Annotated in this window: 24 protein-coding genes; 8 read left to right on the top strand and 16 right to left on the bottom strand. The window is 67.0% G+C overall.

Annotation, left to right across the window (positions count from 1 at the left end; genetic code table 11):
• Positions 1-17: 17 nt before the first annotated feature.
• On the bottom strand, positions 18-776 hold the full coding sequence (locus K5Q19_RS02795) for a GntR family transcriptional regulator (protein ID WP_292940957.1): 759 nt from the start codon (positions 774-776) through the stop codon (positions 18-20).
• Between the two features lie 105 nt (positions 777-881).
• Between K5Q19_RS02795 and K5Q19_RS02790 the strand changes: the two genes are divergently transcribed.
• Genes K5Q19_RS02790 through K5Q19_RS02780 form a run of 3 tightly spaced genes read left to right on the top strand, consistent with a single transcriptional unit; the run spans position 882 to position 4,498 of the window.
• On the top strand, positions 882-2,273 hold the full coding sequence (locus K5Q19_RS02790; protein ID WP_292940954.1) for a glutamine synthetase family protein: 1,392 nt from the start codon (positions 882-884) through the stop codon (positions 2,271-2,273).
• Complete coding sequence (locus K5Q19_RS02785; RefSeq protein WP_292940952.1) at positions 2,248-3,531, top strand: aminotransferase class III-fold pyridoxal phosphate-dependent enzyme; 1,284 nt, start codon at positions 2,248-2,250, stop codon at positions 3,529-3,531. The genes K5Q19_RS02790 and K5Q19_RS02785 overlap by 26 nt, the downstream gene beginning before the upstream one ends.
• On the top strand, positions 3,524-4,498 hold the full coding sequence (locus tag K5Q19_RS02780; RefSeq protein ID WP_292940950.1) for a phosphotransferase: 975 nt from the start codon (positions 3,524-3,526) through the stop codon (positions 4,496-4,498). Before K5Q19_RS02785 ends, K5Q19_RS02780 begins: the two co-directional genes overlap by 8 nt.
• A gap of 214 nt (positions 4,499-4,712) precedes the next feature.
• On the opposite strand, the gene K5Q19_RS02775 is transcribed toward K5Q19_RS02780, so the two are convergent.
• From K5Q19_RS02775 to K5Q19_RS02750, 6 genes are all read right to left on the bottom strand, one after another.
• Positions 4,713-6,053 carry an FAD-binding oxidoreductase gene (locus K5Q19_RS02775; RefSeq protein ID WP_292940948.1) on the bottom strand — a complete coding sequence of 447 codons (1,341 nt, stop codon included), beginning with the start codon at positions 6,051-6,053 and terminating at the stop codon, positions 4,713-4,715.
• 165 nt (positions 6,054-6,218) lie between these two features.
• Positions 6,219-8,189, bottom strand: a complete 1,971-nt coding sequence (locus tag K5Q19_RS02770) for an AAA family ATPase (RefSeq protein ID WP_292940946.1) — start codon at positions 8,187-8,189, stop codon at positions 6,219-6,221.
• A 401-nt stretch (positions 8,190-8,590) separates the two neighbouring features.
• Complete coding sequence (locus K5Q19_RS02765; RefSeq protein WP_292940944.1) at positions 8,591-11,254, bottom strand: sialidase family protein; 2,664 nt, start codon at positions 11,252-11,254, stop codon at positions 8,591-8,593.
• A gap of 206 nt (positions 11,255-11,460) precedes the next feature.
• Complete coding sequence (locus tag K5Q19_RS02760) at positions 11,461-12,192, bottom strand: hypothetical protein (protein WP_292940942.1); 732 nt, start codon at positions 12,190-12,192, stop codon at positions 11,461-11,463.
• A gap of 18 nt (positions 12,193-12,210) precedes the next feature.
• A complete protein-coding gene (locus tag K5Q19_RS02755; RefSeq protein ID WP_292940939.1) occupies positions 12,211-12,699 on the bottom strand; it encodes a tryptophan-rich sensory protein in 489 nt (162 codons plus the stop codon).
• Between the two features lie 13 nt (positions 12,700-12,712).
• A complete protein-coding gene (locus K5Q19_RS02750; protein ID WP_292940936.1) occupies positions 12,713-13,504 on the bottom strand; it encodes a MipA/OmpV family protein in 792 nt (263 codons plus the stop codon).
• Between the two features lie 74 nt (positions 13,505-13,578).
• On the opposite strand from K5Q19_RS02750, the gene K5Q19_RS02745 reads away from it, so the two are divergent.
• From K5Q19_RS02745 to ada, 3 genes are all read left to right on the top strand, one after another.
• The gene (locus tag K5Q19_RS02745) at positions 13,579-14,025 is read left to right on the top strand and encodes a MarR family transcriptional regulator (protein ID WP_292940933.1); all 447 of its coding nucleotides are present in this window, start codon (positions 13,579-13,581) and stop codon (positions 14,023-14,025) included.
• A gap of 87 nt (positions 14,026-14,112) precedes the next feature.
• Complete coding sequence (locus K5Q19_RS02740) at positions 14,113-14,793, top strand: flavin reductase family protein (protein ID WP_292940931.1); 681 nt, start codon at positions 14,113-14,115, stop codon at positions 14,791-14,793.
• 17 nt (positions 14,794-14,810) lie between these two features.
• Positions 14,811-15,875, top strand: a complete 1,065-nt coding sequence (gene ada, locus K5Q19_RS02735; protein ID WP_292940929.1) for a bifunctional DNA-binding transcriptional regulator/O6-methylguanine-DNA methyltransferase Ada — start codon at positions 14,811-14,813, stop codon at positions 15,873-15,875.
• On the opposite strand, the gene K5Q19_RS02730 is transcribed toward ada, so the two are convergent.
• The 4 genes from K5Q19_RS02730 to K5Q19_RS02715 form a co-directional block, all read right to left on the bottom strand.
• Positions 15,872-16,360, bottom strand: a complete 489-nt coding sequence (locus K5Q19_RS02730; RefSeq protein WP_292940926.1) for a low molecular weight protein-tyrosine-phosphatase — start codon at positions 16,358-16,360, stop codon at positions 15,872-15,874. The genes ada and K5Q19_RS02730 overlap by 4 nt on opposite strands.
• A 3-nt stretch (positions 16,361-16,363) precedes the next feature.
• A complete protein-coding gene (locus tag K5Q19_RS02725) occupies positions 16,364-17,380 on the bottom strand; it encodes an ACP S-malonyltransferase (protein ID WP_292940923.1) in 1,017 nt (338 codons plus the stop codon).
• Complete coding sequence (locus tag K5Q19_RS02720; protein WP_292940920.1) at positions 17,373-19,571, bottom strand: alpha-ketoacid dehydrogenase subunit alpha/beta; 2,199 nt, start codon at positions 19,569-19,571, stop codon at positions 17,373-17,375. The genes K5Q19_RS02725 and K5Q19_RS02720 overlap by 8 nt, the downstream gene beginning before the upstream one ends.
• Before the next feature lie 89 nt (positions 19,572-19,660).
• Positions 19,661-19,828 (bottom strand): hypothetical protein, encoded by a 168-nt coding sequence (locus K5Q19_RS02715; protein WP_292940917.1) that lies wholly within the window; start codon positions 19,826-19,828, stop codon positions 19,661-19,663.
• Between the two features lie 155 nt (positions 19,829-19,983).
• On the opposite strand from K5Q19_RS02715, the gene K5Q19_RS02710 reads away from it, so the two are divergent.
• Entirely contained in the window at positions 19,984-21,132 is a 1,149-nt protein-coding gene (locus K5Q19_RS02710; RefSeq protein WP_292940914.1) for a diguanylate cyclase, read from the top strand.
• Between the two features lie 4 nt (positions 21,133-21,136).
• On the opposite strand, the gene K5Q19_RS02705 is transcribed toward K5Q19_RS02710, so the two are convergent.
• The 5 genes from K5Q19_RS02705 to wrbA all read right to left on the bottom strand — a co-directional run bounded on the left by K5Q19_RS02705 (position 21,137) and on the right by wrbA (position 24,984).
• Positions 21,137-22,207 (bottom strand): glycerophosphodiester phosphodiesterase family protein, encoded by a 1,071-nt coding sequence (locus K5Q19_RS02705; protein ID WP_292940911.1) that lies wholly within the window; start codon positions 22,205-22,207, stop codon positions 21,137-21,139.
• A 41-nt stretch (positions 22,208-22,248) separates the two neighbouring features.
• On the bottom strand, positions 22,249-23,148 hold the full coding sequence (locus tag K5Q19_RS02700) for a carbon-nitrogen hydrolase family protein (RefSeq protein WP_292940908.1): 900 nt from the start codon (positions 23,146-23,148) through the stop codon (positions 22,249-22,251).
• 112 nt (positions 23,149-23,260) lie between these two features.
• Positions 23,261-23,848: a GNAT family N-acetyltransferase gene (locus tag K5Q19_RS02695; RefSeq protein WP_292940905.1), complete on the bottom strand. Its 588-nt coding sequence runs from the start codon at positions 23,846-23,848 to the stop codon at positions 23,261-23,263.
• Positions 23,845-24,255, bottom strand: a complete 411-nt coding sequence (locus K5Q19_RS02690) for a ketosteroid isomerase-related protein (RefSeq protein ID WP_292940903.1) — start codon at positions 24,253-24,255, stop codon at positions 23,845-23,847. The genes K5Q19_RS02695 and K5Q19_RS02690 overlap by 4 nt, the downstream gene beginning before the upstream one ends.
• A 129-nt stretch (positions 24,256-24,384) precedes the next feature.
• Positions 24,385-24,984, bottom strand: coding sequence for an NAD(P)H:quinone oxidoreductase (gene wrbA / locus K5Q19_RS02685; RefSeq protein WP_292940901.1), 600 nt, complete (start codon positions 24,982-24,984; stop codon positions 24,385-24,387).
• 299 nt (positions 24,985-25,283) lie between these two features.
• On the opposite strand from wrbA, the gene K5Q19_RS02680 reads away from it, so the two are divergent.
• On the top strand, positions 25,284-25,870 hold a 587-nt coding region (locus K5Q19_RS02680; RefSeq protein ID WP_292940899.1), incomplete at its 3' end, for a phosphoribosylaminoimidazolesuccinocarboxamide synthase.

The following is a 25,870-nucleotide window of genomic DNA, read 5'->3' as shown; positions in this document are numbered from 1 at the left end:
CCATAAAGTCCCCCGCTCTAGACTGTCTCACGCACAACATCCGCTCGCCCCGAGCTTGTCGAAGGGCCTCGTGCAGCACCAGCCCCCAAAGCCTCGCTCCTGATCAGAGTGGAGCCGATATGCGCGATCCCGTCGCGAATATCGGCCTCGATCGCGATCCGCAGCGCCATCGTATCGCGCCGCCGCAGCGCCGCCAGCGCCTCGCTGTGCCGGTCCACCGTGTAGTGGCCCGAAATCGTCCGCATCGCGCGGCGCAGGAACGGGCCGATCTGCAGCCACAGCGATTCGATCAGCGGCAGGAAGGCAGATTGCCCCGCCGCCCCGTAAAGCATCGAATGAAAAGCATAATTCGCGCCGATCCAGCGGTCGTAGTCGCGCTCCGCCACCGCCTTGTTGAGCTCGGCATCCTCCGCTTCCAGCCGCGCGATCAGCGCCTCGTTCACATAGGGCATGGCCCGCGCCGCCGCTTCGGCTTCCAGCACCACGCGCGCCGCGATCAGGTCGTCGAAGCGCTCGATCGTCATCGGCGGAATGCGCACGCGGCGGTTGTCCATCAGCTCCAGCGCGCGTTCGGCCACCAGCTGGCGCAGCGCCTCGCGCACCGGCATCGCGCTCACGCCCAGCTCCACCGCCAACCCCCGGATCGTCAGCGCCTGCCCCGGCTCGATCCGCCCGAGCAGGATGGACTGCCGCAGCCGCGCCAGCACCTGCTGATGCAGCGTGCGCGGATCATCCGCGCCGCCCTGTGTCTCTGCAACGAGGTCTGTTGCCGTCATGCCGCCATGTGATCACATTTTTGCCGGAACGCCAAGTGCGATTGACACCCCCCGCCCTGCTCCATACCACCTTTTGCCAACGCCGTTCGAGGACCCTGCAGACCCATGACCGCTCCCGCCAGCATGATCGCCGATCCGGCCGAAGCGCGCGATTTCCTCGCCGCCAACCCCGAGATCGCCTTCATCGAAGTGATCTTCACCGCGATCTCCGGCGTCCCGCGCGGCAAGCGCGTGCGCAAGAGCGAGCTTATGGCGATCTACGAGAACGGCCGCCTTTACCCCAGCTCGATGCTGGTCGCCGATATCACCGGGCAGGACTGCGAGGACACCGGCCTCGTCTGGGGCAACGGCGATCCGGACTACATGCTGCGCCCCGTTCCCGGCACGCTCGTGAAGGCGCCGTGGCTGGGTGACGACGTCGCGCAAGTGATCACATCGATGTACTACGCCGACGGCACCCCCTGCGAACTCGATCCGCGCCATGTGCTCGCCCGCGTGGTCGAACGCTTCAAGCCGCTCGGCCTCACCCCTGTCGTCGCCTGCGAGATCGAATACTACCTCGTCGATCCTGTGCGCGGCCCCAAGGGCGAAGTCCACCTCGCCCGCTCGCCGCATTCGCAGGCGCAGCCGCACCTCATCGACGTGTTCAGCCTCACCGACATTCAGGACTTCGCCCCCTTCTTCAAGGAACTGTGGCGGCAGGCCGATGTGCAGGGCATCCCGCTGGAAGCCGTCATCTCCGAATACGCGCAGGGCCAGGTCGAATTGACCCTCCACCACCGCCCCGATGCGCTGCGCGCCGGAGACGAAGCGCAGATGTACAAGCGCCTCGCCAAGGGCGTCGCGCAAGTGCAAGGCATGGCCGCGACCTTCATGGCGAAGCCCTTCAGCCATTCCGCCGGCAGCTCGATGCACCTCCACTTCAGCATGGCGGGTGCAGACGGCAAGAACGTCTTCGCGAGCGAAGACCCCGAAGGCACCGAACAGATGCGCCACGCCATCGGCGGCCTGCGCGAAACCCAGAGCCAGGCCTTCGGCATTTTCGCGCCCAACGCCAATTCCTACCGCCGCTTCCGCGCCAATTCCTACGCGCCCACCGCGCCGATCTGGGGCGTCAACAACCGCTCGGTCTCCTTGCGCATCCCCGCAGGCCCCGCCGCCTCACGCCATGTCGAGCACCGCTTCGCCGGGGCTGACGCCAATCCCTACCTCGCGCTCGCGGCCATGCTCGCGGGCGTCCACCACGGCATGGTGAACCAGATCGATCCCGGCCCGGCCGTCGTCGGCGATGGCTACAAGGCCGCGGCAGACAGCCCTTATCAGGTCCCCGGCAACTGGTACGCCGCCATCGATGCGCTCCACGCTTCCCCCGTCATGCGCGACTATCTCGGCGATACCTTCGTCGACATGTACTGCGCGGTGAAGCGCACCGAACAGGACCGCTTCTACAGCGAGGTCACCGCGCTCGACTATGACTGGTATCTCCGCAACGCCTGACGATCTGCTGGCTCGGCGCGACCGCGCCTTCGGGCGCGGCGCCAAGCTGTTCTACGATGAGCCGCTCCATCTTGTGCGTGGGCTTGGCGCCAGCCTGTTCGACACGGCGGGCCGCCGCTATGTCGACATGTACAACAACGTGCCTTGCGTCGGCCACGCGCACCCCCGCATTGTCGAGGCGATGGCCCGCCAGCAGGCCACGCTCAACACCCACAGCCGCTACCTCAGCGAACCCGCGATTGCGCTCGCCGAACGCCTGACTGCGCGCCAGCGCGTCACGGAAAGCGCGGTGTTTTCCTGCTCCGGCACCGAAGCCATCGAAATCGCGCTGCGCATGGCCCGCATGGCGACGGCTGCGCAGGGGATCGTCTGCACAAACCACACCTACCACGGCAACAACACCGTGGTCGGCGCGCTCACCAACTTGCCTGCAGGCGATACCCGCCACGCCGATATCCGCTCGATCCCTTTCCCCGAATTGCTGCGCCCGATCACGCCCGGCATCGCTGAAGAAGCGCTGGCGGATGCCTATGTCGAAAGCCTCAAGGCCGCCATCGACGACCTCAAGGCGAGCGGTCAGGGCTTCGCCGCGCTCATCCTCTGCCCGATCCTCGCCAACGAGGGTCTGCCCGATATCCCCGAAACCTTCATGGCCAAAGCCGCCGCGCTCGTCCGCGCCGAGGGCGGCCTGATCATCGCCGATGAAGTGCAGGCCGGCTATGGCCGCAGCGGCACATGGTGGGGCTATGATCATGTCGGTCTCACCCCCGATATCGTCGTCACCGGCAAGCCGATGGGCGTCGGCCTTCCGCTCGCGGCCACCTGCGCGCGGCGCGACGTCGTTGAACAGTTCCGCGCCGAAACCCGCTATTTCAACACCTTCGCCGCCAGCCCCCTGCAAGGCGCGGTCGGCCTCGCGGTGCTCGATGTGATCGAGGAGGAAGGCCTCGTCGAGCATGCCCGCACCCTCGGTGCCGAACTAAAAGCCGCGCTGCGCCAACGCCTCGGCCACACCCCCGGCCTGATCGACGTGCGCGGCAAGGGCCTGTTCCTCGCCGCCGAGTTCGTCGACGCCGATGGCAATCCCGACGCCCACCGCGCCTTCACCCTCGTCTGCGCGCTCCGCCGCGAAGGCTTTCTCACCTCGGTCGACGGCGCTTTCAACAATTGCGTCAAGATCCGCCCCCCGCTCGTCCTCCCGCGCGCAGACGCCATGGCCTTCCTCGACGCCTTCGACCGCGTGTGCGCAAGTGCCTGAAATCGAGGAATACCTCCCCGCCGCCCGCGCCGCCCTTGCCCAGTTCGGCCTCCCCGAAACCGAACCCCACGCCATCGGCAAAAGCGAAAACGTCGTCTTCCGCGCCGATGCGCCGGACGGCACCACCTGGGCCCTGCGCCTCCACCGTCCCGGCTACCACGCGCTCCCCGCGCTCGAATCCGATCGCGAACTCACCGCGCACCTTGCCGCCTGCGGCATGATCGTACCCACCGGCCGCCGCACCACCGGCGGCGCATGGTACACCGAAGTCCAGACCCCCGACCCCGAGGGTAGCCGTCTCGCCGGCATGACCCTGTGGCACCCCGGCCAGACGCTTGCCGACCTGATCGAAGAGGATCGCGGCCCCGCAACCTGGTCCTGGTTCGAACGCACCGGCGCACTCCTCGCCGATCTCCACAATGCCACCGCCAGCTGGACCCCGCCCCCCGCCTTCACCCGCCACCGCCTCGATTCCGATGGCCTTGTCGGCGAAACGCCGTTCTGGGGCCGCTTCTGGGAAGCTGTGTGTCTCACCGCCGATGAGCGCCAGACTCTCTCCAAGGCGCGCGATCTCGTCGCCGCCCGGCTCGCCGCGCTTTCCGACCCGCTGATCCTCATCCACGCCGACGCCCACCCCGCCAACGTCCTCGTCAGCGGCGATCACTTGGGCCTCATCGATTTCGACGACTGCGCCTGGGGCTGGCCGATCTTCGACATCGCCGTCGCCCTGCGCAGCGCGTGGGGCGAGCCGCACTTCACGGGCCTGCGTGATAGCTTGCTCGCCGGCTACACCAGCCGCCGCGCGCTGCCACCTGACGTGCTCGCGCAGCTCGATCTGTTTCTGCTCACGCGCTCGCTGATGCTCATCAGCTGGTGTGCCGACCGCCCCGAAGTGGCCGGAGAGCCCGCCGAATGGAAGCCCGACCTGATCGCCAAAGTCCGTACCGCTCTCGCAGGTGCAGCCTGAAGCACCCCTTCGTCATTCCCGCGCAGGCGGGAATCCAGAGCGGCCCGCACAGCGCTTCAGTCCCTGGATTCCCGCCTTCGCGGGAATGACGAAAGAGGGGGGAAGGCAGCCCGCAAGACACCCTGAGCAACCGCCAGCCGAACGAAACAACTCATTGAAAGGAATCAAGAACCGGAATCGCACCTAAAGTTCACTTGAGATTCAGGATTCATCCCTAGATTCCAAGACGATCGCGCATCCCGTAGTACCATGCGCCGAGCACGCAGTAGGGCACGCGAAACAGCTTGCCACCCACGAACGGGATGTAGGGCAGCGAGGCAAAGACGTCGAATTTGGTCATCTGGCCATCGATGGCTTCGGCGAGGCGCCGCCCAAGCATCTGCGTGGTGGTCACGCCGTGGCCGCTGTCGCCCTGCGAGAAATAGACGCTGTCCGAAACGCGCCCCATCTGCGGATAGCGCGTCATCGTCAGCGCGAAATTGCCGCTCCACTGGAAGTCCACCTTCACGCCCTTGAGCTGCGGGAAGGTCTGGAACATCTCCGGCAGGATCTTGCCTTCGATGGACGCGGGATCGAACCCGCCATAGATCGTGCCGCCGCCATAGAGCAGCCGCCCGTCCGCCGTGCGGCGATAGTAGTCGGGGATATAGCGGATATCCTCGATGCAATAGTTGGTCGGCAGCAGCGTTTCGAGCAGCTCATCCCCCAGCACTTCGGTCGCGATCACCTGGCTGGATACCGGCAGGATGCGCCCCGAAAGATCGGGCGCGGCGTCCCCCAGATAGGCATTGCCGCAGACCAGCACCTTGTTCGCGCGCACCTTGCCCTTGGCAGTATGCACCACCGGCTCCGCCCCGCGATCGACATTCGTGACGCGCGAGTTCTCGAAGATGCGCCCGCCGAGGCTCTCGAACGCAGCCGCCTCGCCCAGCACATAGTTCAGCGAATGCATGTGCCCGCCGATGGGATCGAACATGCCGCCGATGTAGCGGTCCGAATTGATATGCTCGCGCGCCGCCGCGCCTTCGGCGAGGAACATCTGGGTATGGCCATGGCGGTGCCATTCCTCGGTCCGCTCGGCCAGCGTCTTCAGCTGCGGCTTGCTCATCGCCATGATCGCGTTGCCCGCGCGCAAGTCGCATGCGATGCCGTACTTCGCCACGCGTTCGCGGATGATGCCCTGGCCTTCCAGCGCCATCGCGCCAAACGCCTTCTCGGCCTCCGCGCCGTAGTGCTGCCGCACTTCCAGCATGCGCCGGCTATAGCCGTTGACCAGCTGTCCGCCATTGCGCCCCGAAGCGCCCCAACCAACGCGCTCGCCCTCGACCACGATCACCTTGTAACCGCGCTCGGCCAGTTCCAGCGCCGCGCCCATGCCGGTGAAGCCTGCGCCCACCACGCAGATGTCGGCCACTTCCTCGCCCAGCAGTTCGGGCCGCCGCGGCGTCGGATTCGCGCTCGCGGCGTAATAGGTCGGCATGCCCGCATAGGGCGATGCGGGGGAGAACGTGTCGATCACGCGGTCGGTCGGTTCGGCAGAAGTCTGCAGGTTCATGGCAAAGGACTCGCAAAAGTACCCTTGCTGCCTAACCCGGCCACCCCGATTCCGTCAACCAAAATGTGATCACATTATTCCCGCATAGCTGGTGCAGCGCCGACAAACCGCTCCGAAAGCGCCCGATTTGTGATCATCTTCCGCCCCGATGGGAAGGATCAGGCCCTAGAACCCGATCCTCCCCCCGGTCTCCGGCTTGGCCGCCACCTCTTCCCTCAGCCGCGCCAGGATCTCCCCCGCATCGGCCTTCCCGGCAAAGCGCAGCTGCCGCGCCACCACCGCCATGTCGCCCGGCGTCAGGCCGCGAACATCGGCCAGCACCGGCGGCGGCGCCATGCCGAAGAAGCGGGTGAACGCCCGCCCCGCCCGCGCCGGCGAAAGCGCGCGCAGCTCCAGCTTGAACACGAACCGCCGCATCGTCGCCGGATCGAGCTTGCCGACATGGTTGGTCGCCGCCACCACCGGCAGCGGGTGCCGATCGAGCCACGTCAGCAGTTCGTTGACCTGGCTCACTTCCCAGCTCGCCCGCGCCGTGGTGCGGTCGAACAGCAGCGAGTCCACTTCATCGAACAGCAGCACCCCCTCCCGCGCCCGCGCTTCGGCAAAGGCCTCCGCAATCAGCCGCTCGGTGCCGCCCACCCACTTGGAAAGCAGGTCGGAGGCGCGCTTCACCAGCAGCGGCCGGTCCAGCCGCTGGGCAAGGGTGTGCGCCAGCGCGGTCTTGCCCGTGCCCGGCACCCCCGTCAGCAGCAGCGAGACGTCGGCATGCGCGCTCGTCGCCACCGCCTCAAGCAGCGGTCCCAGCGGGCGATCGGTCTCGAACAAGTCGAAATCGATCGTCCCGTCGTGTCCCGGCGGCAGATCGCTCGTCCCGCGCAGCGCCTTGACCAGCGACTGCGCCGCGCGCAGCCCGCCATCCGCCTCGCCCGCAAGCCGCCCGCCCCGCGCCGCCACGCGCAGAACAGACGCCGCCTCGGGCGCAGCATCGACGAGGCCCGCCCAGCCCGCGCCCACCGCCACGCGCTCCTCCGCCGCCACATGCTCCAGCATGCGCAGCGCCGTCGCGCGTGAGGGATGGCCCAGATTCAGCACAAAGCTCATCCGCCGCAGGATCGCCGGATCGATGTTGCGGATCGCGTTGGTCGTCCAGATCACCGGCACCGGATTGGTCTCCAGCATCCGGTTGACGAAGACCTTGCTGCCCTGCCGCCCGCGCATGAAGTCGGCTCCCGTCGGCGCGGCATCGCCGATCAGGTCCTCCATCTCGTCGAACAGCAGCGCCGCATCGCCCCGCCCCGCCAGCAGCCGCTGCCCCATCTGGAACGCGGCGAGCCGGTCCGCCCGGTCGGGCTCGCGCCCGTCGTCGTCCGCCTCGCCCACGCTGTGCAGCGTGAGGCCAGCCGCGTCTGCCAGCGCGCGCGCGAACTCGGTCTTGCCGGTGCCCGGCGGCCCGTGGATCAGCACATTGATGCCGCCCGCGCGCTCCGCCTTCGTGCCTTCCAGCAGCCGCCGCAGGAAATCGGCCTCCGCCACGTGGGCAAAGGCCTCCAGCGAGAGCGCCCCGCTCTGGCGCGGGCCGACCAGCTGCGCGATGATCCCGTCCTCGCTCTCCGGCATGCGGTCGAGCAGATTGTCGAGCGCCCAGCGCGTTTCCAGCTCGATCTGGCCGCGCCAGTCCGCCCGGAACACGGCCAGCCCCATGCGGAACAGCGGGTTCAGCCGCACGCGCCGCTCGGCATCCTGCCGGTCCGCACCCGCGATCTCGCCGATCATCGCCGGCAGGCTGTCGCCCTGTCCGCGTAGGATATCGCCAAGATCGCGCACCATGCGCACCCGGTTCATCGCGAAGACCACCGCCACGATCCCGGCATCGACAGGATCGAGCCGCAGCAGCGCCGCGACTTCGCCCGCCAGCCGCACCGCGCCGGAAGGCTCGTGCCGGGGCACCGCCTTGCCGGCCGCCGCCCGCTTCAGCGCCGTCCAGTTGAGCTTCTTCGCCACCACCGGGCGCAGGCCCAGCAGCGCACCGGCATTGCGCCGGCCAAACTCCAGCAGCGTCTTTCCCGCCGGAGAAGCCGCCGTCACGCCCTGCATGGCCCGGAGGAGCATCCGCCGGGCAATCGTAATCTCGTCCATAAAATCTCGCTTCGCGCCCCGGACGCAAGCGCGCGCACGGAGACGTTCCCAGTGTTTCGGTTTGAAATGGGATTGCCGCGCACAAGGGCCCTCCGGCCCTGCCGCGGCGCGCGAAAGCGCGTTAGGCGAAGGGCTGGAAGGACCGGGGCGCTGCGCCCATTCGGTTTTGAAATTCCAGCAATGCTTATCTCCTGAGGGCGGCAGATTCGCCGTCCGGGACGCGCCGATAAGCGCATCCGGTTACGAATGCAACTTCAATCATGCCGAAAGTGGACGTGCTCGCCACACGCGGCAAGTCCGGGGCAGACGGGCTTCCGGCCAAGGTCTGTTTCCGGCAGAGAACCCCGCAGCCGCGCCCCGCTGCCGAGGGCCGGCAACGGGGCGCTGACCCGGGCGTTCCCCTAGTTCGGATAGGGAATGCCAAGCCGCTTCTGGTATCCCCAGCCAAAGCTCATCCCGCCATAGGAGATGTAGAGCAACCCTTCGCGGTCCCAGCTCGCGGCAAGGTCCGACGTCTCGTTCAGCGTGTTCATCGGATAGCCCGTCACACCGTCGCCCGAAACGAGATACCAGTTCCGGCCCTTGTCATCCGACCGCCACACGCCCCAGGGCTGCGCCTCGGTCGGCTTGCCATACATGTAGAGCGCATAGTCGGTCCCCGGGGCACCCCGGCCGATGGCGATCTCATGGGTCTTGGCCGTCGGGATCCGTGTCCAGTTCAGCCCGCCGTCGGTCGAGTGGAACAGGTAGCCGCCCGCGCGCGGATCGCCCGGTCCGGAGGTGAACCACAGATCGCCCTTGCGGCCCGGTACGGCTTTCAGCTTGGCGTTGATGAAGAAGGGGTAGGCCGGATCGAACGGGCTCGCCTTGCCCGGGTTCATCCGCCAGGTCTTGCCGCCGTCGGTGGTCACCATGAACTTGGCGACCGTCACCGCATAGAACGTGAGCGGCGTGACCGGATCGGCCACTACGGCAAACTGCTTGGCAGCATTGCCGAAGATCATCTGGAAGCCCGCATTGTCGAAGTCGACGCGCTGGCCGTTCTGGTCATAGACCTGCCCGATCTCCCAGGTCTTGCCGCCGTCCATCGAATAGCGCGGCGGCTGGTTGTAGGAGCCGAAACCCCAGTAGGGACTCGGGCTTCCCAGCGTCAGCCAGACGATGTTGTCCTTGCCCGTCCACACCGGCTGGCCCTTGCCCGGCAGCACGTTGCCGCGCGCCGAAATCGCGATCTGCCCGGCCACGAGGGTGTTGGGCGTGTTGCGCAGATGGTCGGGCGTCACCGTGATCGAGGGCAGGATCGACCAGTTCTGGCCATAGTTCACCGAATAGCTGGCGAAGTTGGTTTCCCACGCGCCGCCGCGATAGCCGCTGGCAAAAAGGTTGGCCGGGTTCGTCACCATGACCGAGGGCGTGTCCGGGCTGTAGGCCACCATGCCATTCGAGGCGAGGTTGTTGTTGTAGCCTTGCGTGAGGTCCACGTCGAAGTGCTGCGCGGTGAACTTCGTCGGATTGGTCACGCGGAACAGCACCTCGTCCTCCACCGTGAGGATCGCCGCATTGTTGCCGCCGGGCGGGATCACGATGTTCTGGCCGACCATCTGCTCGATGCCCTTGGCAAGCTCCACCCAGTCGACACCGACCGTCCAGTCCACCTGCCGCGCCTCGTCGAGATCGGCGTAGTAGATCCCGTCGTTGCCACCCGAGGCCCAGAGCCGGCCCTTGCCCGCAGCCGTGGGCACGTTGGGATCGAACATCAGGCTGGCGGTGGCGGGAAAATGCCGGGCGCGCTTGTTGATCCAGTCGATCCCGTCACCCGAACGGATCGAGCGGTTCTCGCCGAGATCGGTCCAGGTGAGGCCGCCGTCGTTGGTGCGCGAAAGGCCGAGCGTATAGGGATCGCTGACATAGGCGTGCTGCGGATTGGTCGGGTCGATCGCGATGGCATTGCCCGCGCGGTAGACGTAGGTGCTGCGCCATTGGCCTCCCTCGTAGACCGCTACCTTGCGGCCTGCGGTGATCCACACCCGGCCCTGCCCATCGATCGCGGTGCCGCCGAAGTCCTCCGGATTCTCGAAAATCGCGCCCGGCCCGGTCGAGATATCGGTCCAGCTCGCGCCGCCATCGGCGGAGCGATAGATATTGGCGGTATAGAGTTCGGCCCTCGTCTTCTGCCCGTTCGCATCGACCCCCTCGCGCACCGTGGTCGTCGCGCCGACGATGTAGATGTTGCGGCTGACTATCATCGACTTGCCGCCGATGACCCGGCGCATGGTCAGGCGCTTGTCGAACAGCACATTGATGAGGTTGGTGCAGGCCCCGGGCGCGCCCGCGCCGGTCACCGCCCGGAACGAGGCACCGGTATCGTTGCTCATGTAGAGCCCGTTCCGTTGCGAGCCGAGGTAGAGGACATTGGGATTGTTGGGATCGACCCCCAGGCGCTCGCCACGCGTGTTCATCGCGTCGAGTTCCTTGTCGCTGCACTGGCTGTTGACATAGCCGGGCAGATCGAGCCCGCGCGCCGGCGTGAACGTCCGCCCGCCGTCGCGGCTTGCGTAGACATTGCCGGTGAAGGCAGCATTGCCGGTGATGTCACCGGGCGCGCTCGGCGCCATGGCAAGGTAGACCCGCGATCTGCTGCGCGGATCGATGGCGACCGACGACACCCCGCCACCAAGCGGATTGGCCGTGAGCTGGTAGCGCTGCGCAAGGTTGTCCGAACGCGCAACCGTCGCGCTCGCCGGGATCGCACGCGGCGTCACCATCTGCACCCAGCGCTGCGTCCTGGTGTCCCAGCGGAACGCGCCCCAGGTATCGGAGCGGGCGTAGCGGATATCGGCATAGCTGGGATGCATCACCATGCCGCGCATGAAGCCCCCGGCACCGATCGCGACCGGCTGCCAGCGCCATTCGGAACTGCGGTCCCACGGCCCCAGGCTGGGCGGCGTCGCGGTGCCGGCGGGCGATGCCGGCGCAGGTCCGGACAAGGGCGGCGCAGACTGGGCCAACGCCACCGGCGCGGCAGAGATCGAAAGGATAGCAAGCAGCGATCGGCGCAAGGACATGATCGGAATCCCCCTGTTGATGATCGTTCCGGGGTAGGGTGCAGAGCGTTAATCGGCATGTTAGAATTCGGGTGAATCAACAGAGTTAGGCAGAATTAACGATGAAATCATGAAATAATCAGATATTATCTTATTGAGATAACGCTTAAATCCAAATATCCTGATATCATTTCCCCGATAAACTCGTAAATTTCTGGATGTATATTTTAAACTATATTTTGTCTTATCTTGCCTTCTGGGTAATTTTTCTGGATAATGGCCAGAATCATGCCGGATAGACCCAGCCATATCGCCACTTCTTCTGGGTGCGCCGCAAGAATGCCCGCGCCCGCCCAGATCAGTGCCAGCACCGCCGCCGGCTCGCCCGAGCGCCGCGTTATGGCCATCCCCGCCAGCCCTGCGCCGATCATCAGCACCGCCGCCACTGCCGGTCCGATCGTCACGCCCAGCATGACCGCAAGCTGGCAAAGGTTGAGCGCCGTCGCCACGACCAGCCAGCCCGCAAGGAGGCCGAGCGGCGCGCGCACCAGCCAGCGGTCCGCCCCGCGCGCGCAAGGCCGGGCCGCCGCGAGCGCGGCAAGGCTCGCCCCCAGCGCCAGCGCGACCACGACGTTGCTCAGGCCGAGCGGCGTCAGCGCCGTCAGGCCAACCAGTCCGAAGGCAGCGGCCGCCCACGGTCCTGCCGCATCGAGCACTGCATCGAGCCGCCGTGCAGGCCGCGCCTGAACGATGGTCAAGGCCGCCGCGCCAGCAAAAATCGGCAGCCAGATGGCAAAGGTAAACGGATGCGGCGCAAACGCATTGGGGTAGCGCGCATAGACCCCGGTGCGCCCCTCACCCGCCAGATCGGCCGGGTCTGCACCGAGCCCGAGATTCAGCCCGAGCATGATCAAGAGCCCCGCAACAACCGCCATCTGGCGCGGCAATCCTCGCAGCATGGCCGGGTTCCCTCTCATTCAGAATGTCCGCCCGGTCATCACCGCGACCAGCCCGATCGAGGCGAGCGCAACCCAGATCACCACCGGCACCATGAGCAGCGCGGCGCGGGGGCAGCGTTCGAGCGCGGCGCCGATGGCAAAGGCGGCGAGCACTGCCGTGAGGCCATTGCCGGCAAGGCCCAGCTCGCGCGAGGAAAAGCCTAGCGTATAGACCGGATAGAGCGCGCAATTGGCGAGCAGCAGCGCCGCCGCCGCCGCAGGCACTGCGCTAGACCGTCCACCCGCGCGCAGCAGGAACCAGGCCGTGCCGATCGCCGCGAACAGGCCGATCCACACGAACGGCACAATCTGATAGATCACGGCGTTGACCGGCCCGGGATAACCGGCCCCCGCCGGCTCCTCACCCACGCCGAAAAGCTGGATGCCGAGGTTGACCCCAAGCGCGAGCAGCGCGCCGAGCAGGCTCCCCCGGATTGCGGGGCGGTCCCCGGCAGGTGGCAAGGGCATCACCCGCGCTCCTTCAGAACCGATAGGCGAGCGCCAGCCCGCCGAAGACCTGTTCCGCCCGCCCGCGCAAGCGCACCACCGGTGATCGCGCCGCGCTTCCCTGCAAACGGCTCAGCGTGCCCAGCAAGCTCGCCGACCAGCGGCGCGAAAGCGTCCGGCTCGCAAAGAACCCGACACCCAGATCGCGCAAACCCGCGCGGCCTGCGAATTCCGGCAGCCCCGAAGCCGCCGCGCCGGCCCGGTCGACGCCGAAATAGGCCGCAGCATAGCGCCGGTCCTGCCAGCTCGCCTGCAGCGAAATGCCCAGCATCAGGCGCGGCGCAGCAGGCACCAGCACCGTCACGCTCGCCTCGCCGAGCAGGCCGCCGTGCCCGGCGCCAAATCCCTGCACCAGCGAGGCGCGCCCGCGCAGCTGCACGCCCGCGCCCAATGGCCGGCCGAATTCAACGAAGCCGCCTGCCTCGGGTGCGGCCTTGACCCGAACGAGCCGGGCGATCACCGCGTCCTTCACTGCAAACAGCGAGCCACGACCGGCATCGACGCGCAGGATCGGCCCGGCGCTCACCCCGCCGCCCAGCGGCAGGCCGGCCTCGACGCCGAAATTGTTGGTCCGCCAGGTCACCGCGCCGGTCGTCACTTCCAGCGCGGGCAGCGGCACCAGGATTACCTCGCGTGCGCCGGGATAAGGCGGCGCCACCCCCAGACCCATGCCGACCATGCCGTCAGCCGCGCTGGCCGGGGCGGGGAGAAGTGCCATGCCGAGGGCCAGACCCATCAGCGGCGCAAGCGGGGATTGCGTGCTCATGGTCGGTCCATCTATCAATCATGCTCGAGACTCGGAATACTTTAATATCTACTATCTCGGTATGTGAGAGAAATATGAGCCCGGAAGCACTCACCTTCGAATGGCAACGCCACGCCGCCGCGCTGTTCAGTTTCACGTCTTTCGCTGGCCGCCGCATGAAGATCGGCCTCGCCGAAGTCGCCGCGCTCGAACACCTGCAAGTGGGCGGCGATCTTTCGCCGGGCGAACTCGGCAGGCGCCTGTCGATGCCTTCGGCCTCCGTCACCGCGCTGCTCGACCGGCTCGAGGGCAAGCGGATGATCGTGCGCAAGGCGAACCCCGAGGACCGCCGCAGCGTTCTCGTGTCGATGACCCCCACCGCGCTGGAGCGTGCCGCGCTCGATCTCCTGCCCGTCGCCGAAGCGATGATCGCCGCCGCCGCGCGGATGAGCGAGGAGCAGCGCCGTACCGTCTCGGCCTATCTCGACATGGTGAACACCTGCATGGCCGCGCAGCAGGAAGCCGCACCAGCCAAGCCGTGACGGGAATTGCACCGCAAGCTCCGGAGCGCCCCGCCGCGCCGCATCGGCCAAAAGGGTTCCAGCCAATCCCCGCAAGGAACCCCGCCGATGCCCGCCACGCCTCCGATCGTCACCCGCGAACCCGCGATCCTCTATTTCGGCACGCCCGTTGCGCTGCTCAGCACGCTGAACGACGACGGCAGCGCCAATCTCGCGCCGATGTCCTCGGTGTTCTGGCTCGGCTGGCGCGCCATGCTTGGCCTGGGCGCCGCCTCGCAGACCGCGCGGAACCTGCTCGCGCGCCGCGAAGTGGTGATCAACCTGCCTTCCGCCGCGATGGCGCATCACGTCGATGCCCTCGCGCTCACCACCGCCAGCGATCCCGTCCCCGCCTACAAGGCCGCGCGCGGCTACCGCCATGTGGGCGACAAGTTCGCCCGCGCCGGGCTCACCCCGGTTCCGTCCGAGTCCGTCGCCCCGCCCCGCGGCGCCGAAGCCCCTGTCCAGCTCGAGGCGCGCATCGAGGCGGTCCATGCCCTCGCCGAGGATGATCCCGCGCAGGCCGGCAAGATCCTTACCTTCGAGGCGCGGATCACCCGCGTGCATCTCCACGAAAGCATCGTTTCGGCGGATGATCCGAACCGCATCGATCCCGATCTCTGGCGGCCCCTCATCATGAGCTTCCAGAAGTTCTACGGCCTCGGCCCGCAGCTTCGCCCTTCGACCCTCGCGACGATCCCGGAGGCGGTCTACCGCAGCCCCGACGTCGACCGCGCCCGCGCCGCGTGATAGCGAAAGGCAAGGCCATGACCGATACGCTCGATGAAACCCGCTGGCAGCAAGTCACCGCGCGCGACAAGGCCGCGGACGGCCAGTTCGTCTATGCTGTGAAGACGACCGGCGTCTATTGCCGCCCCTCCTGCCCCTCACGCCCCGCCAAGCGCGCAAATGTCAGCTTCTTCGCCGCCCCCGCCGAAGCCGAAGCGGCGGGTTTCCGCGCCTGCCGCCGCTGCCACCCCGCTGCCGCGCAGGAACCGGCCACCTCGCTGATGCAGGCCATGGCGGCCTATATCGTCAGCCATGCCGAGGAGAGCCTCACGCTCGCCCACCTCGCCGATCAGGCGGGCATGGCTCCCACGCATTTCCAGCGCGCCTTCAAGGCCGCGCTCGGCGTCTCCCCGCGCGAGTATCAGGCCGCGCAGCGCCTTGCCCGCTTCAAGCTGGCCTTGCGCGAAGGCGAAGGGGTGCTCGAAGCCGGGCTCGACGCCGGCTTCGGCTCGACCAGCCGCATCTACGATATGGCCGATGGCAGCCTTGGCATGACTCCTAGCGCCTACCGCGCGGGCGGCGAGGGCGAGCATATCGTCCATGCCACCCGCGAAACCGCCCTTGGGTTCCTGATGATGGCCGCCACGCAGCGCGGCGTCTGCTTCGTCCAGTTCGGCGAAAGCGCGGAGCGCCTGCTTGCCCAGCTCGCCGCCGAGTTCCCCAAGGCCGCGCTGCTTCCCGCCGCGCTGGCGGCAGCCGCCCCGCTCGATGCCTGGATGGCCGCACTCGCCGAGCATCTCGAACAGGCCGCCCCGCGCCCCGATCTCCCGCTTGATCTGCGCGGCACTGCCTTCCAGATCCGCGTCTGGCGCTTCCTGATGTCCGTCAAACCCGGCGATGTGGTCAGCTATTCGGAACTCGCCGCCGGCGCCGAAAAGCCCCGCGCCGTCCGCGCCGCAGCGAGTGCCTGCGCCGCCAACCGCATCGCCGTGCTCATCCCCTGCCACCGCGCCCTGCGCGCGGACGGCAGCCTCGGCGGCTACCGCTGGGGCCTCGATCGCAAGCGCGCCCTGCTCGACGCCGAACGGCGCCTCAAAGCCTAGCCCGCCAGCCGCGTGATGATGTAGCGCGCCGCCTCGCGCACATCGATCCAGGTCTGCGCGAAGTCTTCCGCGCTCCCGCCATAAGGATCGATCACCGCGGTTCCCTCGCGCCCCGGCACCATGTCCATCAGCAGGCTGATACGCGCGGTGGAGCGGCCCAGCAGGCCGCTCGGCTCGATCCGCTTCAGGTCGCGCAGGTTCTGCTGGTCGAGCGCGAAGATATGGCCGAAGCGCTGGAAATCCTCGCGGCGGACCTGCCTTGCGCGATAGCCCGAAATGTCGACGCCGTGCCGCGCCGCTTCGGCAATCGCGCGGTGGTCCGGCGGCTCGCCCGCATGCCATCCGCCGGTCCCCGCGGAATCGACGGTGACAGCCAGCCCCGCCGCAACCGCCTCGGCGCGCAGCGCGGCCTCCGCCAGCGGAGAGCGGCAGATGTTCCCAAGGCACACAAACAGGACGGACGGCTGGCTCACGAGATACCTCATGGGTCAGATGGCTAAGACCCGCCGCTGGGCTTCCCTGCCCATTGCGACGAGAAACGGATCCTCTTCCTGCCTGAGGGAGAACACATGTTTGCTGTCAATGTCCAGCCATCGCTGCGCAATCATGGTTTGCCCGATGGCGCCGCCCAGCGTCTCGCCCGGCCCCAGCAGCACCACCCGGTCCGGCGCGAACTCCCTCAGCGCGACGGTCATCGCTGCGGTAAAGTCGTAAGCGCTGAGAATCTGGTGCCCGAAAGTATAGTCCCACAGCTCGACAGGATCGGTCTCGAACCGCCGCCAGATCTTGCCGCGCCCGTCGATCAGCGGCACCTGCGGCGCGCCAAACCACGCCTCCGGCAGCGCGCCGCGCGCCGCGTCCGCGCTCGGCTGCATCAGCGGCGTGTGAAACGGCCCGTGCCCCGGCAGCCGCAGCGGCGGGCGCGGCAGCGGCGGCAAGGCGGCATTCAGCGCATCAAGCGCCGCTTCCGGCCCCGCCACCACCAGCATCCCGCCCAGCCGGATCGAAGGCAGCACGCCGACCTTGGCGCAGGCCGCTTCGACCGCACGCACGGTCGCCGGATCAACCCGCCAGTCCTCGCCTGCGATCACGATCACCGCCTGCCCGCCGGGCGCATGCTTCTGCGAATTGATCCCCATCGCATCGGCAATCGCAAACCCGTGCTCGCCAGAAACCGCGCCTGCGCAGGCAAGCGCCGTATACCAGCCCATCGAATTGCCGGTCACGGCGACAACTTCAAACCGCTCCCGGTCCAGCGTCAGGAAATCCAGAAAGGCGCAGGCATGGATCAGCGGCGCCGCCACATCCCCGCGCGGATGCAGCTTGGGATCGAACTTCTTTGCGCCGTCGAGATCGCTCAGCGTCGGCTTCCCCGCAGCAGAGCGCACAGCATCAAAGTCCGCCAGCCACGGCGAACCCGCATGGTGCCGCGCGAGATAGCCCAGCTCCGGCGCATTATACGTCCCCCGCCCCGGGCACACGACAACAACGGTTTCCTTAGCCACGCACCATCTCCAGCGCCTTGGCGATAATCCCGTCCCGGCTCGGCAGGGTATGCGTTGCAGCACGTGCAAGCGGGATGAAACTGTCCGTCGCGGCCAGCACGCCCAAGGCCTTGTCCGGTGCCTTCAGCGCCAGCAGCGCCAGCAAGGCCTCGCTCTGCGAACCTGTCTCGCGGCATTCATCCACCACCAGCACACGGCTGCACGGCGCCACCGCCTCCAGCAAGGCATCCTCCGCAAGCGGCGCAATCCAGCGCAGATCGATCACCCGCACATTGACGCCCTGCTCCGCCAGCAGCTTCTGCGCCTGCAGCGAAAGGTAGACGCCATTGCCATAGGTCACGACCGCCAGATCAGCGCCGTCCCCATGCACCCCGATCTCGCCGACGCGGATCTCGGCTTGCCCCGGCGCCTCATAGACCGAAGTCCACAGCCCATCCCCCTCGGCATGCAGATCGCGCGTCATGTAGAGCGCAATCGGCTCCACAAAGATCACCACCCGCTGCTCCTCGTGCGCCAGCCGCACGCATTCGCGCAGCATCAGCACCGCCTCGCGCCCGCACGAAGGCACCGCGATCACCAGCCCCGGAATATCGCGGAACACCGCCAGACTGTTGTCGTTGTGGAAGTGCCCGCCAAAGCCCTTCTGATAGGGCAGGCCCGCAATCCGCACGACCATCGGATTGGTATATTGCCCATTGGAAAAGAACGACAAAGTCGCCGCCTCGCCGCGGATCTGGTCCTCGGCATTGTGCACATAGGCGAGGAACTGGATTTCAGGCAGCGGCAGCAAGCCATTGTGCGCAGCGCCGATGGCGAGCCCCAGAATCGCCTGCTCATCGAGCAAGGTATTGATCACCCGCGCCGAGCCAAACCGCGCATGGAGCCGCGCCGTCGCGTTATAGACGCCGCCCTTTGGCCCCACATCCTCGCCGCAGACAATCGCGTTGGGATATTGCAGCAGCAGGTCCGCCATGCCCCACGAAATCAGCCTCGCCATATGCTGCGGCTTTTCCATCGCCGCTGCCTCGTCCGCAAAGATCGCCGTGCGCGCCTCGGCGCTGGCCAAGGGCCGCGCCACACCTTCGCGCTTCGGCGGCACAATGCTTGCCATCACCGCCTCGGCATCGGGCAGCTTCGGCCGCTTGATCGCCAGTTCCACCTGCCGCAGCAATTGCGCCTCGATGGCGTCGTACTCGCGCCGCACATCGGCGGCCGACATCACGCCTTCCTCGATCAGCAATGCTGCACTTGCCAGCAGCGGATCGCGCGCATTGTCCGCAGCAATCTCGTCCTTGCTGAGATAGACCCCTTGCACGTCATTCCCGGCATGGCCATAAAGCCGCACCGTCTTCATGTGCAGGAACACGGGCTTGCGGTAGCGCCGCGCAAAATCGACCGCCTCGCTCGCCGCACGCCACGCATCGGCCAGATCGCAGCCGTCGCACTGGATATAGTGCAGCCCCGCCCGGCCCGACCAGTTCGCCTCGATCCACCCCTTGGGCGTCTTGGTCGAAATTCCGATCCCGTTGTCCTCGCACAGGAACACGATGGGCATCGGCGTGCCCTGAAACGCCGCCCAGGCCGCCGTGTTCAGCGCGCCGACTGCGGTCGAATGGTTGGCCGATGCATCGCCGAACGAGCACAGCACCACGCCGTCCTTCGCCAGCACCGTCTCCTCGAAGCCCATCCGCCGCGCGATCCCGATGGAAAACGCCGCCCCCACCGCCTTGGGCAAGTGGCTCGCAATCGTCGAAGTCTGCGGCGGGATCATCAGCCGCTTCGATCCCAGCACCTTGTGCCGCCCGCCCGAAATCGGGTCCTCGGCGCTTGCGGTGAAGGAAAGCAGCATGTCCCACATCGGGTTTTCACCCGGCACGCGATTGGCGCGGTGGATCTGGAACGCGGCATCGCGGTAATGGAGGAACGCGATATCATCCACCCGCAGCGCCTCGGCCAGCGCAGCATTCCCCTCGTGCCCCGAAGAGCCGATGGTATAGAACCCCTCGCCCCGCGCCTGCAGCTTGCGGCTGAGCCGGTCGAGCTGCCGGCTCACCATCTGGCTATGCAGGATCGCCGCCGCGCGCTTCGGATCAAGCCCGACCGCACTGAGCCCCAGATTGCTCCTGCGCTGCAACGTCCCCGCATCCAGCGCGGCGACAAACTGCTCATGAACCTGCTGTGCGGCGTCCATCAGCGCGAACCGGTTTCGTCTGTGATCATCCCGGCAGCCCTAGCCGATGCGCCGCGGCGCGTCAGCCCCGTTGTGGTTGGGCCAGTCCCTCAGCGCCGTCTCAAGCGCGAACGATGCAGGGCAAATCCGAACAGGAAGATCACCGGGATAAAGGGAAGCAGGTACAGCGCCGTTTTCGATGCGGGCGATTCCGTGGCACCATGCCAGAACGCCACCGCAGCGAGGATGGCTGCCATCGCCATGAGCGGGAATGCCATACGCATGAGGTTCACTCTCCAATCGATTGGCTGATTCCATATGCTTCAGCGCCGGGCCGATGGCAATCAATCGGCGGATTTTGGGATGCAGACATCCGCGACCTCGGGATCATCGTTAACACCGCCTTTACGCCCGATCCGTAGAACCCCTGAGCATGATCGGTGCTTTCACCCGCCTGCGCGCGCGGCTCATGCCGCCCATTCCCGAAGCGATCCGGGATGATTTCACCATGCTGCGCGCCCGGCGCGTCGAATCGCAGACGCCGCTGATGTATCTCATGCTGCTCGCCACCACGCCCACTGCGGCTTGGGTCGGCGGCGCGGATGTGCATTGGGGTGTGCGCTTCGGCATGCCGGCGCTGCTCGCCCTGCTCTGCGTGCTCGGCCTCCTCGAGAATGCGCAGAGCCGCCGCCGCCGCATGAGCCTGCGCCGTGCGCGGATCCTCGTGGCGAAGACCAACCATGTCTCCGGCTGGGTCGGCATGATGTGCAGCGCGTGGTGCGTGGTGAACTGGCTTGCCTCCCCGCCCGAGAACCACGCCAACTTCGCGATGATCCTCACCATGGGCTCGCTCGCCACGGCCTATTGCCTCTCCTCGATCCGCGCCGCCGCGATCCTCAATCTCGCGGTCGGGGTGGTGCCGATCACGGCGCTGATGCTTTCGTCCGGCCGGGTGGGGGAAATGGCGGCTGCCACCAGCCTCGTTCTCGCCACCGCGATCCTCATCCGCTTCATCCTGCAGGGCCACGCGATGCTGGTCGATCTGCTCCAGCTCCAGGCGCAGACCCGCGATCTCGCGCACACCGATCCGCTCACCGGCCTCGCCAACCGCCGCGCTCTCGATGAACAGATCGCGCAATTCCTGCGCCCGTCCGGCCATCCGCGCCCCTTCCGCCTTGCGCTGCTCGATCTCGATGGCTTCAAGTCGGTGAACGACCGCTACGGCCATGCCTTCGGCGACCGGCTGCTCTGCTCGGTCGCCGTGCGCCTCACCGAAACCATCGGCAGTCGCGGCCTCGTCGTGCGGCAGGGCGGCGACGAATTCGCCGTGCTCATCCCCCCGCATTCCCCGCTGATCACCGCGCCGCTGGCCGACCAGCTCCTCATCGCGCTCGTTCGCCCGCACAGCATCGATGGCCTGCCCATCACCGTGGGCGCCAGCGTCGGCGCCGCGCTCTGGCCGGATGACGGTGCAGACGCAGACGCGCTGTTCGAATTCGCCGACAAGGCGCTCTATCAGGCCAAGGCGGACCTGCAAGAAACCGCGCCCGCGCCTGCCGCCCCTCTGCTGCGGACGGCTTGAACGCTCACTGCGCCGCAGTGCCCTCCACCGCCGCGCGCCCCAGCGCCGGATCGTCGGTAAAAAACCCGTCCACCCCCGCCGCCACGAAGCTGCGCACATCGGCGATCATGCCCTGCGGCGAGCGCGCGGTGTCTGCACCCTGCCGCAAGTTTGCCGGCAGGAACTGGTTCTCCGGCCGGAATGTGAACACGCCCACTTTGAGCCCCGCCCGGTGTGCGTCTGCAATAAACGCGCTCGGCGCAGCGGCATTGCCCGCAGCATCAAGCGGGATCACTCGCCGCAGCGGCGGGCCGATCCACTGCGCATAGGTTGCGATCTCGGCGAGGCCTTGCGGTGTCACCATATCCTCAAACGTCAGCGCGCCGCCCGCCGCGACCACGTCCGCCGGCTGCTTCACATCGGGCGACTGGATCAGCTGAAGCAGCGCCACATTGCGCTGCCCGGCCAGTTCCTTGTGCAGCCGCTTCAATGTCGCGATCTCGAAGCACTGCACAATCACCGGCGCGCGCCGCAGATAGGCCGAAGCCCTGATCGCGGCGACCAGCTTGCCCGGCGTGTCAAACCCCAGCCCCGCAAAGTACGTCGGATGCTTCAGTTCCGGGATCAGCCCGACCGGCCTTTTGCTCCGCTCTGCCAGCGCAACGATCTCGTCCAGTGTCGCCACTTCGAACCGGCCATTGAAAGCCATGCTCTCCGCCCGCAGCGCCCCCAGCCGCTCCTTCGCGCGCAGCGTCTTCAATTCCGCCAGCGTGAAGTCCTCTGTAAACCAGCCTTCCTGCCGCCGCCCGTCGATCACCTTCACCGCCTGCCGCCCAGCAAACTCCGGATGCGCAGCCACGTCAGTCGTCTCGGTGATATTGCTCTCATGCCGCGCGACGAGCACGCCGTCCTTCGTCGGCACGAGGTCCGGCTCGATGAAATCCGCCCCGTCCGCAATCGCCTTCTCATAAGCCGCGAGCGTCTCTTCCGGCAGCCACGCGGAAGCCCCGCGGTGCGCGAAGATCAGCGGCTTGGCGGCAAGCGGCGCAGCGGTCATCACCATTCCCAGAAGCAGCAGAGCGAGGCGGATCATCATGGCGAAACTCTCAGGTAAATGGACCCGCTAGGCCGCAGCGATTACAGGAGAGAGACCACCCGCACCGGCGGCAGCGGCCCCGCGCCCGGCTGATCGCGCCAGTCCCGCGCATTGAGCACGCCGCCATCGGCGCGCAGTTCCGCCACGCGCGCCAGATCGACTTCAGCGAACACCCACTGGCTCTCGCCCTCGGCACCGATGGCGATCACCCCGTCCTCGGGCATCCCGCGATCCGGCGGCCCATAGACCCCCGCCGCGCCCCGGTTCACATCCACCGCCGGAGACCAGTCCGCCACGCCCACCGTCGGCGATTGCACCGCATAGCACTGCCCCTCCAGCGCTCGCGCCTGCGCCCCCAGTCGCACCCGCCAATAGCCATGCAGGCTGTCGGTGCAGCTCGGCACCAGCAGCACCTCGGCCCCCGCATCCACTGCCGCGCGCGCCAGCAGCGGAAACTCGCTGTCATAGCAGATCAGCACCGCCAGCTTGCCCAGCATGGTCTCGAACAGCGCAAGGCCGTCCACCCCCGCCGAAACAAACCACTGCTCACGCTCGAAGCGCGTCATCACCAGCTTGTCCTGCGTGCCCACCTTGCCGTTCGGCGCAAACAGCCGCGCCGCATTGCGATAGCGCCCGTCCGCATCCAGCCGGGGCAGGCTCGCCGCCAGAATGTGGATGCCAAACCGCGCCGCGAGCTCAGCATGCAGCGCATCCACCCGCCCGATCAGCCCCGCCACGCTCGCGAGCGATCCCGCCAGATCACCCATCGTTTCGGGCTCAAGGCTGGCCAGCTCCATCGCCCCGTATTCGGGAAACACCGCCAGCGCCGCGCCGCCGTCCGCCGCCTCCGCTACCCAGCGCGTCAGCTTGGCCTCATAGGCGGCCCAATCGGCCAGCTGCTCGATCGGATACTGCGCGGCGGCGATAGTGTAGCGGGTCATAGGTCGCTCCATGCCCACCCCCGACCCCTCCCGCAAGCGGGAGGGGAGAGGATGGCGCAGCACTGTAAGCCCCTCCCGCTTGCGGGAGGGGTTTGGGGTGGGCAGGCGGCCTTCACCAACGCCTCAGCCAATACTGCATGGCCTTCAGGCTCTCGCCCTCCTCGCCATGTTCCTTCCAGGCCAGTTCCGTCACCAGCCCCGGCACCACGGCATAGCCGCGCTTCGTCCAGAACGCATCGTGCGGCACATAGCCCGCCGGCTTCAAGGGATGGTCCTCAGCCCGGATCACCGCCGCAAAACACGCCGCCGTTGCGCCGCAAGCCCTCGCCTGCGCCTCGCGGTGATCGAAAAACGCATGGCCGATGCCGTGCCCGCGATACTCCGGCAGCAGCACGCTTTCGCCGAAGTAGAACAGCCGGCCCACATCCAGCCCCCGCGCCGCAAACGGTTCGCGGAACTCCGCCTTCTGGTGGATCATCGGCGCCGCCGTCGCCGCGCCGACAATCCGCGCGCCATCGAACGCCGCGACCAGCACCGCATCCGCCGCCGCCGCATATTCAGCCAGATACTCGGCCTCGTAAGCCGCATCGCCGTCATAAAGGTAAGGGTACGCCGCAAAGACCGTGATCCGCAGCTTGGCCAGATCCCCCAGCGCCGCCCCGATTTCCGCGCCGGTCAGCGGGCGGACGACAATGCTCACCCGACCACCTGCGCGGTCCAGTCCGCCAGATTGTAATACATCGTCAGCCGCGTGATCTTGCCGCCATCCACCGCAATGAACGCGCCCGCCGGCAGCACATAAGTCTGCCCATTCGCCTCCGGCAGCCCCTCATCGGTCGCAAGGTACGCGCCATGCACCACAAACTCCGCCGCCGCGCGCGACCCGTCATCGGTCGCCATCAGCACGATGTCCTTGAGCTCTTCCTTGTAGCAGCGCTCCATATGGCCAAGGAACGCGGCAAACTTGTCCTTGCCGATCACGCGCTCGCCCTGGTTCACATCGTGCGCGACCGTCTCGCTCAGACAATCGAGCATCCCCTGCCAGTCGCCCGCATTGAACGCGGCATAATAGCGGGTCAGCAGGGCAATCGTATCGGCACGGCTCATGGTGGTCTCCTTCAGCGCCGCGTATCTAGCGAGGCCAAAGGCGATGCGCCACATTCCAAAAACGCAAAACGCCCAAAGCCCTCTCCCCTTCAGGGGAGAGGGTTGGGAGAGGGGATTGGACGGACAGCCTTACCCGAACAGCTTCGCCGCCGTCGTCGCCACCCGCTTGCCCAGATAGCGCGCGCCTTCCAGCTCGGTCTCGCTCGGCTGGCGGCTGCCGTCGCCGCCCGCAATCGTGGTGGCACCATAAGGCGCCCCGCCGACCACTTCGTCATTCCGCAGCTGGCCCTGGAAGCCATAGTCGAGGCCCACGATGGTCATGTCGAAATGCAGCAGATTGGTGATCACCGAAAACAGCGTCGTCTCCTGCCCGCCGTGCTGCGAAGCAGTCGAAACGAATGCCGCGCCGACCTTGCCATTGAGCGCGCCGCGCGCCCAGAGGCCGCCGGCCTGATCCAGAAACGCCGCCATCTGGCTCGAGATCCGGCCAAACCGCGTGCCGGTGCCGACCACGATCGCGTCATAATTCTCCAGTTCCGCCACCGTCGCAACGGGCGCTGCCTGATCCAGCTTGAAGTGATGGGCCTTGGCGACGTCCTCGGGAACCGTTTCCGGCACGCGCTTCACGTCAACCTCGGCGCCCGCCGCGCGCGCACCTTCGGCGATCGCGTTCGCCATCGTTTCCACATGGCCATAAGCCGAATGATAGAGCACCAGAACCTTTGCCATCGGATGTATCCTTTTGCTGTGCGGGGGCACCGAATCGCGCTCGCCGCTTCGTGTGAAGCCTTTCTACCGCGCGCCGATGGTCCGGTTCAGCCGGATAAATTCAGGTTTATTGTTCCATCTTATCGAACGTTCAGCGCCGCACGCACCCATTTGCGTGGACGCGCGTTTTGCCCTAAGGGCGCTGCGACGCCCCGGCCCTGCGCCGATATCGCTTCGCCGTGATATCCCGCACGCGCCGGGGCTTTTGATTTACCGTTTCGGCCCTATCTTTGCCGCAAGCGCCAGTGAAAGAATCGCCCATGTCCCGTCGCCGCCAGATCTATGAAGGCAAGGCCAAGATCCTCTACGAAGGTCCGGAGCCCGGCACGATCATCCAGTACTTCAAGGACGACGCCACCGCCTTCAACGCGCAGAAGCGCGGCACGATCAACGGCAAGGGCGTGATCAACAACCGCATCAGCGAGTACGTGTTCACCCGCCTCGCCCACATCGGCATCCCCACGCACTTCATCCGCCGCCTCAACATGCGCGAACAGCTGGTGCGGCAGGTCGAGATCATCCCGATCGAAGTCGTCGTGCGCAATGTCGCCGCCGGCTCGATCAGCAAGCGCCTCGGCATCCCCGAGGGCGAGCCGCTGCCCCACACCCTGATCGAATACTACTACAAGGACGATGCACTGGGCGATCCGATGGTCGCCGAAGAGCACATCGCCTGCTTCGGCTGGGCCAGCAACGAGGAAATGCAGGACATCTCCTCGATGGCGATCCGCGTGAACGACTTCATGGTCGGTATGTTCGCCGCGATCAACATCCGCCTCGTCGATTTCAAGCTCGAGTTCGGCCGCATCTGGGATGGCGACTACAGCCGCGTGATCCTGGCGGACGA

The sequence above is a fragment of the Novosphingobium sp. genome, assembly GCF_019748365.1.
Classification (GTDB): Bacteria; Pseudomonadota; Alphaproteobacteria; order Sphingomonadales; family Sphingomonadaceae; genus Novosphingobium.
The sequence above is the reverse complement of the archived record's forward strand: the minus strand, read 5'-3'. Positions and strand labels throughout refer to the sequence as shown.

What these genes read in the sequence shown, in the direction of transcription:
- K5Q19_RS02795 (WP_292940957.1), bottom strand. Translation starts at nt 776, where the DNA reads ATGACGGCAACAGACCTCGTTGCAGAGACACAGGGCGGCGCGGATGAT.
- K5Q19_RS02790 (WP_292940954.1), top strand. Translation starts at nt 882, where the DNA reads ATGACCGCTCCCGCCAGCATGATCGCCGATCCGGCCGAAGCGCGCGAT.
- K5Q19_RS02785 (WP_292940952.1), top strand. Translation starts at nt 2,248, where the DNA reads ATGACTGGTATCTCCGCAACGCCTGACGATCTGCTGGCTCGGCGCGAC.
- K5Q19_RS02775 (WP_292940948.1), bottom strand. Translation starts at nt 6,053, where the DNA reads ATGAACCTGCAGACTTCTGCCGAACCGACCGACCGCGTGATCGACACG.
- K5Q19_RS02770 (WP_292940946.1), bottom strand. Translation starts at nt 8,189, where the DNA reads ATGGACGAGATTACGATTGCCCGGCGGATGCTCCTCCGGGCCATGCAG.
- K5Q19_RS02765 (WP_292940944.1), bottom strand. Translation starts at nt 11,254, where the DNA reads ATGTCCTTGCGCCGATCGCTGCTTGCTATCCTTTCGATCTCTGCCGCG.
- K5Q19_RS02760 (WP_292940942.1), bottom strand. Translation starts at nt 12,192, where the DNA reads ATGCTGCGAGGATTGCCGCGCCAGATGGCGGTTGTTGCGGGGCTCTTG.
- K5Q19_RS02755 (WP_292940939.1), bottom strand. Translation starts at nt 12,699, where the DNA reads ATGCCCTTGCCACCTGCCGGGGACCGCCCCGCAATCCGGGGGAGCCTG.
- K5Q19_RS02750 (WP_292940936.1), bottom strand. Translation starts at nt 13,504, where the DNA reads ATGAGCACGCAATCCCCGCTTGCGCCGCTGATGGGTCTGGCCCTCGGC.
- K5Q19_RS02745 (WP_292940933.1), top strand. Translation starts at nt 13,579, where the DNA reads ATGAGCCCGGAAGCACTCACCTTCGAATGGCAACGCCACGCCGCCGCG.
- K5Q19_RS02740 (WP_292940931.1), top strand. Translation starts at nt 14,113, where the DNA reads ATGCCCGCCACGCCTCCGATCGTCACCCGCGAACCCGCGATCCTCTAT.
- ada (WP_292940929.1), top strand. Translation starts at nt 14,811, where the DNA reads ATGACCGATACGCTCGATGAAACCCGCTGGCAGCAAGTCACCGCGCGC.
- K5Q19_RS02730 (WP_292940926.1), bottom strand. Translation starts at nt 16,360, where the DNA reads ATGAGGTATCTCGTGAGCCAGCCGTCCGTCCTGTTTGTGTGCCTTGGG.
- K5Q19_RS02720 (WP_292940920.1), bottom strand. Translation starts at nt 19,571, where the DNA reads ATGGACGCCGCACAGCAGGTTCATGAGCAGTTTGTCGCCGCGCTGGAT.
- K5Q19_RS02715 (WP_292940917.1), bottom strand. Translation starts at nt 19,828, where the DNA reads ATGGCATTCCCGCTCATGGCGATGGCAGCCATCCTCGCTGCGGTGGCG.
- K5Q19_RS02710 (WP_292940914.1), top strand. Translation starts at nt 19,984, where the DNA reads ATGATCGGTGCTTTCACCCGCCTGCGCGCGCGGCTCATGCCGCCCATT.
- K5Q19_RS02705 (WP_292940911.1), bottom strand. Translation starts at nt 22,207, where the DNA reads ATGATGATCCGCCTCGCTCTGCTGCTTCTGGGAATGGTGATGACCGCT.
- K5Q19_RS02700 (WP_292940908.1), bottom strand. Translation starts at nt 23,148, where the DNA reads ATGACCCGCTACACTATCGCCGCCGCGCAGTATCCGATCGAGCAGCTG.
- K5Q19_RS02690 (WP_292940903.1), bottom strand. Translation starts at nt 24,255, where the DNA reads ATGAGCCGTGCCGATACGATTGCCCTGCTGACCCGCTATTATGCCGCG.
- wrbA (WP_292940901.1), bottom strand. Translation starts at nt 24,984, where the DNA reads ATGGCAAAGGTTCTGGTGCTCTATCATTCGGCTTATGGCCATGTGGAA.